This is a genomic window from Anaerophaga thermohalophila str. Valhall, assembly GCF_000250735.1.
Classification (GTDB): Bacteria; Bacteroidota; Bacteroidia; order Bacteroidales; family Marinilabiliaceae; genus Anaerophaga; species Anaerophaga thermohalophila_A.
In genome coordinates this window covers 1-9390 of record NZ_AHZV01000368.1, presented here as the reverse complement: position 1 = coordinate 9390, position 9390 = coordinate 1, and the positions used below count along the sequence as shown (strand labels likewise).

Genomic DNA, 9390 nt, shown 5'->3' with positions numbered 1-9390 from the left:
CGTTATAAAAAGCATATTTTTGTCAAAATCAAGGCGTTTTAAAATTTTTGTACCAGAGTTAACTCGTTGTTAATGAGGATGCAAAAATTTAAAACAACACAGAGTTTGGCAATAAAGATGCTTTTTAGACCGGGCTCATTTATTTTATTCACTATTTGATGGCATGGTAACAGATATACCACCTCATCAGCTCAACAGTTCACCATCTCACCTACTAATTTCACCACCACATCTTAAACGGTTTGTATTTTTCTATTTTCAGGAAGTGTTTTTGCAGCTTATAGCATTCGAGTTTCATAAGGTGTTTATAGCTTACAGAACGGTTTAGTGTGCGATGTTTGATGGTTTCGGTAAGTCTGTCTTCAAAAGCCTGTACAAAAATCTTTTTCCCGTTTTCTTTAAGCACGGTACGGTTCAGTTTTTCGTCGAAATGATTGTTTTGAATCATTTTTTTATTCAAAACTTTAAATATTACCCGATCGACTAAAAGGGGTTTGAAAATCTCCGCTACATCGAGGGCGAGAGAGAATCTGCGTTCGCCGGGTGAGTGTAAAAAACTGATGGCAGGATTGAGTTGTGTTTGATGAATGGCGCGCAGGCATTGACTGTAGCACATCATATTTCCGAATGAAATGAGGGCGTTAACCTGGTTTAAGGGTGGCCGGTAACTACGTCCGCTCATGCTGAAATCATTTATGATCAGCTCGAAAGCTTCGTAATAATTTTTACGGATATTGCCTTCTATTCCCATCAGTTCGTCGGTTTTGGATACCTCATTTATTTTTTGTGAAAGGGATTCTATGTCCTCAATGATTGGTATAAGGTCTTTTCCCCGTGTATTGTAATATCTGAGATTTTTTAGCATGTTAAAGGCAGCGCCTTCTATGATCAGTCGGGCCAACGCAATGCGTTCCGGTGTGCTGTTATACATTTTTACCTGTGCCAGAAGCATTTTTCCTGAGATCAGTCCGTCTCTTGGCATAAACGATCCGGTGTAGTTTTCGTAATAATCGAAAAAATGAACCGGAATTTGCTGTTGCCCGAGAAAATTGTACATGGCCGAATTGGTGTCTAAATTTCCAAAACAATAGAGTTCGGCAACATTTTCGACCGGCAGAAAACGTGGCTTCTGACTATTGCCTTCTTCATCGTAGGGGGTAAATTTGAGGGTATTGTCGCGTCGTTGAAGCAATCCCGGATTGAAAAGGTAGTAAGTTCGTTTCATAGCGTTGATAGATATTGAGTTGGTGAACTTAAGATAATAGTTGAAATGAGTGCCGGTGATGTTCTCATGTATGTTTAAAAATATCTATTAATCATATAATTATATTAAATAAATACTAATATAGGATTATTAATGAAAGTAAAAGAATATAGACATTTCACTGAAATTGCTCGACACCTATTTTTTTAAATAAGAAATTCAGCTCCTGTTAAATCGATCCCTTTATCAAATGAATAGGAATTATTATCAATTTTATACAAGTTGAAATACTGCTGATCACTCCCCTGCAATGGTTGGATTTGGTTTTTATTAAGGCGAACCTGAACGATTTGACCAGACATTTTTTTTAATTGATTTTGGATTGATTTCTTTTTTGTTCTAATAGTTCTTTTTTCTGCATTTCCTTTAATCAAATCTGTAAGTTCAGATTGAAGGTTTGCGAGAACTTCAAAGTTGTTGTCCTTATCATTCCATGGTACATAATATTGAATTTCTTCTCCAAATAGTTGTTTGTCAATTAATCGAAACTTCCCTATTCTGTCATATTGGCATTCCGTAATATCTTTAATGAAATCGAAATCTGGGTTTATTCCATTTTGCGAATGTTTTGCAAAATTTAATTCAGATTGAATACGATGAAAAAATTCTTTTTGAACTTCTAAAAGTTCTCTTTCCTGATAATTCGATTTAATGAATGATTCTTTTGTGAATCGTAAAATTTCTTTATCTCTACCCTGATAAATAATGTCTGATCGGATTTTACCTTTATTTTTCAATTTAAATAGTTTGACTTTCCCTAAATTTTTAAGCTTTCCATTTCGATTGCATCTCCCAGCAGACTGTACAATGCTTGAAATGGTCGCAAAGTCCCTATATATAACCGGAAAGTCGATATCAACTCCAGCCTCGATTAATTGAGTTGAAACAACAATAACATGTTTATTTTGACTTAATCGTCGTTTTGCCAGGTAGATTTTTATTTTTCGATGACGTGGGGTTAAATGTGTATTCAAAAGCAGTACATCTTCTTTGTCAAATTCTTCGAGAAGTAGGTCATAAAGTTCCTTCGTATCATCAATTGTATTCAATATTACCAGTGTAGAACTCTTTTCCGATTGAATAGATTCTTTTAAAGTTTCTATATCAATTGGCTCTTTGTTGAAATTAATTTGATACCGATTAAAAAGATGATTGTTGAAATAGTTTAACGGTAACAATGAATAAGGTACGGAATACTGTTTAAAGAAATTCAAGGCATCAGAATTATCCTTCGGTAATTCAAAATTTGGCTGTGTTGCTGTTGAGATGATTGCATAGCTGTCAAATTTTTCACAGAAACGGTTTAAGTATGCAACAAAAAAACCATACAGACGAGGAGGTAATGCTTGGATTTCATCCAATAAGAATATGCAATTTGAAAAGTTGGGAAGTTTAAGTAATTCGGCATTCCGATTACTCAATAAAGTTTCAAAAAGACGGACAAATGTTGTAATAATAAAAGGATAAGCGAATGTATTTTCCTGAAATTCGAGAATATTTGCTTCCTGTATCATTTCTTCTGATGGATTATTATCCAATTCTTCCTGGATTTTCTCGAATCGGTGATTTTCCGATTTTGAATCAATTCGTTGAATGAAATCTTCCTGACCTTCAAATATCTTCAAAACTTCGGTTTCTACTTGCTCGGTAATTGAAAGAAACGGTAATGCGTAAATAATTCGTTTTGCACCTTTGATTTTTATTATTTCAGAAGCCAAAGAAAGAAGCATTAAAGTTTTACCAGATCCTGTTGGAGCTGTAAGTTCAAAAACTTGTTTGTTTTTTTGCAATCCTTTGTTGATATTCCTTATCGCATTTTCTCTGATTTCAGTTCTTAATTTATTGAGCTCTGTATCTTGCTCAAGTTGACTCAAATAGGAGTCGAGTTGTAAACCAAAACTGGAAGAAAATGATTGAACAGCTGCTTTTTGATCTTCGATGATGTTTCCAATATTTCCGGCATCAGCTTTATCGGCATGAAGCAAACATGCAAAAATAAAATTGATAATCAATGAAGAAATCCAATGAAGATTTATTTTTATCTCCTTCGAAAATAAACTTTTCAGTATAACCTTGCTGTATTTTGGTATTCAATAAAAACTCCCGAAAATTTTCTACAGGAATAAAATGATTGATGAATTCAAAAACGGGTATACTTTTTTCTTTCTCAAGGAATTTGAATAATGAGTAAATTTCTTCTTTTGAAAGAATTGATGCAGTTGCTTCATCTGGTTTGCAACTTGGAGTATAATCCGGCAAATTCCCGTGATGCTTTGCTATAACTACTGACAAAGCAATCAAATCGTTTTTTGTTAATTCATTTACGTCGAGGAATTGTTTTAGAACATCTGCATTTTTCTTATTGCAACAAAAGGCACAAAAGAAAGCATAGGCAGATAAATAGGCATGGTTAGCATATCCATTTACTGCTTTTGACGGATCTAGTTTGTTCTGAAAATTCGGATTTATTTTCCCTAAGTCATGGAAAATGGCTACCAACTCCGCAAAACGGGAGTTGGTTAGCTTTTTTGTAATATTTATTACACCCTGGACATGATCTAACAAAAATTTATTAGGGTGTGATTTTAGCAATGTTATATCAGACACCATTTTTCAGTACCTTTTGATGAATGATACTCGAAATACACTCCTTCAACCTGAATTGAATGAGGGTAATCAGGATAAATCACATTTTTGTACTTTTCGGGAAGGTTCCAAAAGTCATCAGTTTGATAGGTTGGCATCCTGTCAAAACCTACACGGAAATTACTTGGTATGTCCTTTGGGGAATGCTCTCCCGCAAGTACAAATCCTTTGGTTTCAAATATTCCTCTTTCTATTATAGTAAAATCGCCTTCCGATTCCCATTTCAAATTTGCAGGGCAATTATGCCAACCCAAAACAGGTTGATAAACTGCCTTTTCTTCTTTGATTGATCGTTTAAACTCGTCAAAAACGGGAATAGACCTTTCATTATTCAATGCAATCGAAACCAAGAATTTGGGGTCTTTTAAAAACTCAAAATACTTTGGAGTACCTTTAGCCGTTGGGTTAATTGCCCTCCTGCTGGTAAAGCCCCATGAAATTTTCTTAACCGGGCTGCGTAGTTGAACTCCATAAAGTAAATCCTCTGATAGTTGCGGAAATTTGCTTTTCATATCTTCACGTTCAATGCCTAAAACAGCCCCAATTAATCCTATCAGTGCTGATTTGGTTATCAAATCGTGAGATATCGGATTGTTATTTGTTTCCGGCTTTTTGAAATGCCCCCAATTACCTTCTATGATAAGTTGGAAACCTTTCATTTTGATACAGTATTATTTTCAGTGAAATTGATTTTTTCAAATTTATTCTTACCAGAAAATACTGATTTTATAGATTCAATTTCTGTGTAATATTTAATTTTTGAGATTTTTTCTGTTTCTGCAACTGATAATAATTTTGAAAAATCAAGCTCATAGTCATCCATACTTCGCAGTTGCTCTCCTTTTTTATCTTTTTTGGGTTTCAATTCAATCAAGCGGTCAATACCGTAAATTTTTTGGTTGTTTTGAGAATATTCAATTTCAAGCAAAAGAACTGAATTTTGACCAACTTTACTACGTGAATGAGAACTTCCATCACCGCTTGTTCCATACCAAAGTCCTTCATACATCAACTTTAAATCGTTTTCCGTCATTCCGGTCCTTTCAGCAACTTTAGGATTAACCCACCCGTGAATTTGTATTAAAGAATAAGGAACTACTGTTGTAGTGCCTATTGCTCCCTGTTTATTTTCAGCACTTGATGTAAACACGGAAGTGTTCTGATGCATTCGAAGAACAACTTCATTAAATGAAGGGTTTAATAACGCAAATTGGACTGGGCCTGTTAGATTTACTGCATCCCCTTTTCCTGTTGCAATGCCACCAAAAAGTTTAACATCAATACATTTCCCCATAACAAAAAGGGCAGGACTGAATTGCTTCTTTTGCTCTTTAGATCGTTTTTCTTCAGCTTCAATTTCAGCTTTGAATTTATTCTGAAGCGATTTAATTCTTGATGCAGAGCCAGATTCATCTCCTTCGGCAAAACTTTTATCATTAACAACATAAATTTCGTAACCTCTCTCATTAAGATAGTCTCTTACAAATCTTTTTATACGAACATCACTTACCAAAATTTTTTTGGTTTCCTCATCGTAACGTTGTTCTCCGGTAAAAGGATCACCATTTGGAATGTTATAAGATGTTTCGTACAAAAATAAAATTTCTGATTTTTTTAAATGATTCGTCATTGTCGTAAGTTTTTAAAGTTGTTAATTTTTAGTTTCATTTGTTTCACCGGAGCTTTCTGCCTTCTTCTTGGGTATGGGTTTGAAATAGTTTTCAAAAAAACCAAAGGCACATTCCTCTTTATCGTATCTTGATTTGAAGTCTTTTAACTTTTGTGCTAAATCGTACGATGTTTGGAATGTATATTTGGCTTTATCGTGCATAATTAGTTTCTGCTCAATTTCATTTTTAAGCTTAATGAAATCGGACAGAGTTCCAATTCTTCGGGTTAAGTTACCCACATAATTTTTTTCAAAAGAATTGATTTCCTGACTTAGGTTCTTTGCCATTCCTCCTAATAAGAACCCGATTTGATAACTTTCAGATGATGTAATTTCCATAAATCTATCGTTTTTAGTGTTTTGTATTTTTAAGAGAAACTTTAAATCGTACTTTAAGAAATTAAACTTGGGATCGCCAACCCTTATACTGTATTCTACATTTTGTAGGAAAGCTGGTAAAAGTGTATCGTCTTTATAATAATTTTCTTTATAAATTAAGGGTAATACTTTTAAAAGATGCGATTGATACTTAGGATTAGGCTTAAATGAAACTTTACCTGTTTTTGAATCAGTTTGGGGGTTGCCCAATATCTCCCTGAAAGAATAATCGATACTTATCGGGAATAACTCTTTTTTTGTTTTCAAGAAACTATTTCGTTCTTCATTAATTTCTTGAGATATATTATATATTTTTTCCCTAATCAAGCGAAGGTTGCTCTTTTCGATACCAGATATTTCTATTAAATCTGAATCCGGAGATGATAAGCCACCTTTTTTACAAAAAATCAAATCGAAAGAGGTAATATTCTTTTCTTCATCTGAAAAAAAATCAAAAATTGGATCAACCAAGGTCTGATTACTATCCTTATTTTTTGCAAGGATTTTTGCTTCATCCCGTTTCTCCAAAAAATCATCATAATCTTCTGCGGTAAGGTGTTCTCCCCTTGGTAAAATGATGAGTTTTATATCTGTACCAGAAATTAGTTTTCCATTACTTGTATAGTCTATGGCATAAAACAAATCTTGTAAACTATCTGTTTGGAAATTTCTTGACTTATACTTATTTGAATCATCAAAAGAAGGAAATTGAATGTCGTTCTTTTTATCGCCTGAACAGAGCGTTTTATATAATGTTTTCTTAAGGACTAAACCATTAGATGTATCATCTACGAATTCAGAAAGAATTTTAGTATTCAATTGTTCCATAGCCTTTTCATACTTATACCAATGCTTTTCACGCGGGAAATCAAAATGGATAAACACGGATGAATTATTTAAATCAAAAATTTTACGTTTCTGGGTTTCATTACATTCAGATAATTCCGAAGGTAATCCAACCTTCTTTAAATTTGATTTAGAAGTAGAATTAAATATTTGCTCAATAGTCCTTGAATACAATTCTTCTTCCTTATCGAGTAAACTTGCAATTGTTGTGGAATGCAATTTAACTTCTAAGAAATTTGAAATTGCTGGCGAATATTTTAAAATCCTTTCAATTTTTGAAATGTTTTTTTCTAACTGTTCATGAAATCGCTGAATTACTGATAGCGTATCGATATTTATTTTTGCAATATCATTATAATCACTCATTCCACGGAAAAAAGAACTTTGTCTGTATGCAGCGTTTGGATGATTTGGATTTGCCAATCTATAATAGCCTCCTTCATTACAATCAATAGAACCATTTCTTTTTATACTTGATTTCTTCTCATAAAAGATATCACCAAAAACATATTTTACTAACCCATCACTATCTGAAGTTTTAAATTTCAAATAGTATAGATTTTCTCTTTGATTTTCCGGTGTAAATATCATTCCTTCCCAATCGAATGAAAAATCTTCTTTTAGAGGAATGGTAATACAAATTGGCCATTCATTAGTCTTTGGGTCTCTTGGGCAAGGCTCCACATACTTAAAGTATTTTAAGCTATTCTCCGAATTGCGGAGAACTTTGCCTATCTGTAGTATAGTCTCTAAACTCATAAAACCTTTTTATTATATTCATTTTTCATTTTTCATTTTTCAATTTAAAATTATAAAAAAGCACATTAATTATTTAAAAAAATCAAATATTTACCTAATATAACCATCTTTTGATACTTCGGTCCTTGAATTTTTGAATTTAATTTTTTCAATCTGTGTCTGTCCATAAAGTACCATTTGCTGTGTTACGCTCGTCCGAAAATTACTCATTTACGATGAGTTAACTCCGTATTTTCGGACTTCGCAAGCCTTGCAACCGGCACTTTTTGAACAGACACACATAGTGTAAACATTTTTTGCGAGTTTGTAGACACGCACTAAGTAGCCGGCTTGTTCAGGTGGCATCGGTTCACTTTCTTCCAAAAGTTGAAACCGAGAGAAGGTTTCGTCACATTCTTCAGCTACTCCTCCCCGCTGTGGCAGAAATCGAAATAGCTGCAATTTTTGCATTTGCTTTTTGGCAATTTGGGCGGACAAACCTCGTTATTAATGATTGTTTTTATTTCGGTGATCATTTCCCGGATTGTGTCCCTGTCGGGAATAGTGAGCAATACTTCTTCGGTTTTGTGAAGACGTGGATATTCGAGTAGCCCGGTACATTCTTCAACGCCGTTTTGTTCAAGCACATACAGGTAATACTTCAATTGCCAGCGATGGGCTTCAGATCGCTTGTCCGATTTCTTTATCTCGTGAATAATTCTGCTTCGTGGTTCGAAATAGTCTATTTTGATACCATCCATTTCTATTTCCCGGTATTTGTCGCTTCGGCGATCGTAGGATGTTTCATGGATGAGCTTCCCCTCATAAACGGCATCGGACGTATGTTCCATCTGAATGCCGTTGGCAAACAGCCAGAGTTTGCGATGGCAAATGAGGTAATAGTTGAAGTGAGTTCCGGTAATTTGCATGATGTGGTGTTTGTATGGAGTGTTATTTCCTGTCGAGCTGGAGTTGAAGTTCGTCCCAAACCATTGCTTCGAGTTGTTGTTGCTTAAAATCGAACCATGCCTGTCTGAAACGCGATGTTTCCGCCAGTTGTTTGAAGTTGGCAAAGGGTCTTCTCTTGTTAAGCGCATCAATCAGGCGGTTGCGCAGTGAATTGTCGTCAACCTCATCCACAAAACGTTCCATGATTTTAAACGATTCGCGCGATTCGGGTGGTTCAACGATTATACATTTATTCCATTGCTGATGCTTAAACATTTCGTCGTACGGCTCACCCGTCATCAGCTCATATTCTTCGGGATCGTCAAGGTCTTTAGGCAAATCCTCGATTTCTAATGTTTCGGGATTCAGGTAACAAGTGAGGCCGCAGTCAAGATTTTCGGCAATTTGTCGTACTATCCTTTGGTATTTTTCAGGAATCCTGACGGTCTCATCCTCTTCTTCATAAATTTCACGCTCCATAAAGTCGAGAAGTTTTTGGAGTTTTTCTTTATCATCCTTAACCAGACTTAAAATTGTCAAAACCTGATCAAGCAGTTTTTCCGTTTTCATATTTTATTATTTTTCAGGATAAATATTCGTAAAAGAAATCGGCTAAGCAGGTTGGTGCCGGAGAATGACATCCACTGCCTCAAAAAGGGACAGATATAAGCTTCTGTTGTTTTCTGCTTCCCGGTAAAAGTCATTCAATGAAAAGGCAACGTCCGCATCTTTTGCAGTTTCCACACATCTGACAAATTGTTCCTGAAGGTCTTTGTTTTCGCTCAGGAGTGCTTCCGGAAAATTGAGCTTTGTTTCGTCCGGCGTTTGTTGGTATATCTCTTTGTATTCCATCTTATGATTATTGGATTTATCATTTAACCTGCTTTATTCATAAGTTTTC

Annotated in this window: 9 protein-coding genes; all 9 read right to left on the bottom strand. The window is 34.7% G+C overall.

Annotation, left to right across the window (positions count from 1 at the left end; translation table 11 throughout):
- Positions 1–220: 220 nt before the first annotated feature.
- The 9 genes from cas1b to OQ5_RS0119695 all read right to left on the bottom strand — a co-directional run bounded on the left by cas1b (position 221) and on the right by OQ5_RS0119695 (position 9341).
- The gene (gene cas1b / locus OQ5_RS0119735; protein ID WP_016779147.1) at positions 221–1225 is read right to left on the bottom strand and encodes a type I-B CRISPR-associated endonuclease Cas1b; all 1005 of its coding nucleotides are present in this window, start codon (positions 1223–1225) and stop codon (positions 221–223) included.
- Positions 1226–1410: 185 nt separating this feature from the next.
- Positions 1411–3249 (bottom strand): CRISPR-associated helicase Cas3', encoded by a 1839-nt coding sequence (cas3, locus tag OQ5_RS0119730; RefSeq protein ID WP_176694104.1) that lies wholly within the window; start codon positions 3247–3249, stop codon positions 1411–1413.
- Positions 3233–3874, bottom strand: coding sequence for a CRISPR-associated endonuclease Cas3'' (locus tag OQ5_RS0119725; RefSeq protein ID WP_016779145.1), 642 nt, complete (start codon positions 3872–3874; stop codon positions 3233–3235). Before OQ5_RS0119725 ends, cas3 begins: the two co-directional genes overlap by 17 nt.
- Positions 3859–4569, bottom strand: coding sequence for a CRISPR-associated protein Cas5 (cas5, locus tag OQ5_RS0119720; RefSeq protein ID WP_016779144.1), 711 nt, complete (start codon positions 4567–4569; stop codon positions 3859–3861). Before cas5 ends, OQ5_RS0119725 begins: the two co-directional genes overlap by 16 nt.
- Positions 4566–5540: a type I-B CRISPR-associated protein Cas7/Csh2 gene (gene cas7b / locus OQ5_RS0119715; RefSeq protein WP_016779143.1), complete on the bottom strand. Its 975-nt coding sequence runs from the start codon at positions 5538–5540 to the stop codon at positions 4566–4568. Before cas7b ends, cas5 begins: the two co-directional genes overlap by 4 nt.
- A 21-nt stretch (positions 5541–5561) precedes the next feature.
- Complete coding sequence (locus OQ5_RS0119710; RefSeq protein ID WP_016779142.1) at positions 5562–7562, bottom strand: hypothetical protein; 2001 nt, start codon at positions 7560–7562, stop codon at positions 5562–5564.
- A 401-nt stretch (positions 7563–7963) separates the two neighbouring features.
- On the bottom strand, positions 7964–8470 hold the full coding sequence (gene cas4, locus OQ5_RS0119705) for a CRISPR-associated protein Cas4 (RefSeq protein WP_016779141.1): 507 nt from the start codon (positions 8468–8470) through the stop codon (positions 7964–7966).
- A gap of 22 nt (positions 8471–8492) precedes the next feature.
- Entirely contained in the window at positions 8493–9059 is a 567-nt protein-coding gene (locus OQ5_RS0119700; protein ID WP_016779140.1) for a hypothetical protein, read from the bottom strand.
- Positions 9060–9101: 42 nt separating this feature from the next.
- Complete coding sequence (locus OQ5_RS0119695) at positions 9102–9341, bottom strand: hypothetical protein (protein ID WP_016779139.1); 240 nt, start codon at positions 9339–9341, stop codon at positions 9102–9104.
- Positions 9342–9390: the final 49 nt, after the last annotated feature.

Coding starts and splice junctions, on each gene's coding strand:
- cas1b (WP_016779147.1), bottom strand. CDS start 1,225: ATGAAACGAACTTACTACCTTTTCAATCCGGGATTGCTTCAACGACGC.
- cas5 (WP_016779144.1), bottom strand. CDS start 4,569: ATGAAAGGTTTCCAACTTATCATAGAAGGTAATTGGGGGCATTTCAAA.
- cas4 (WP_016779141.1), bottom strand. CDS start 8,470: ATGCAAATTACCGGAACTCACTTCAACTATTACCTCATTTGCCATCGC.
- OQ5_RS0119695 (WP_016779139.1), bottom strand. CDS start 9,341: ATGGAATACAAAGAGATATACCAACAAACGCCGGACGAAACAAAGCTC.
- OQ5_RS0119710 (WP_016779142.1), bottom strand. CDS start 7,562: ATGAGTTTAGAGACTATACTACAGATAGGCAAAGTTCTCCGCAATTCG.
- cas7b (WP_016779143.1), bottom strand. CDS start 5,540: ATGACGAATCATTTAAAAAAATCAGAAATTTTATTTTTGTACGAAACA.
- OQ5_RS0119725 (WP_016779145.1), bottom strand. CDS start 3,874: ATGGTGTCTGATATAACATTGCTAAAATCACACCCTAATAAATTTTTG.
- OQ5_RS0119700 (WP_016779140.1), bottom strand. CDS start 9,059: ATGAAAACGGAAAAACTGCTTGATCAGGTTTTGACAATTTTAAGTCTG.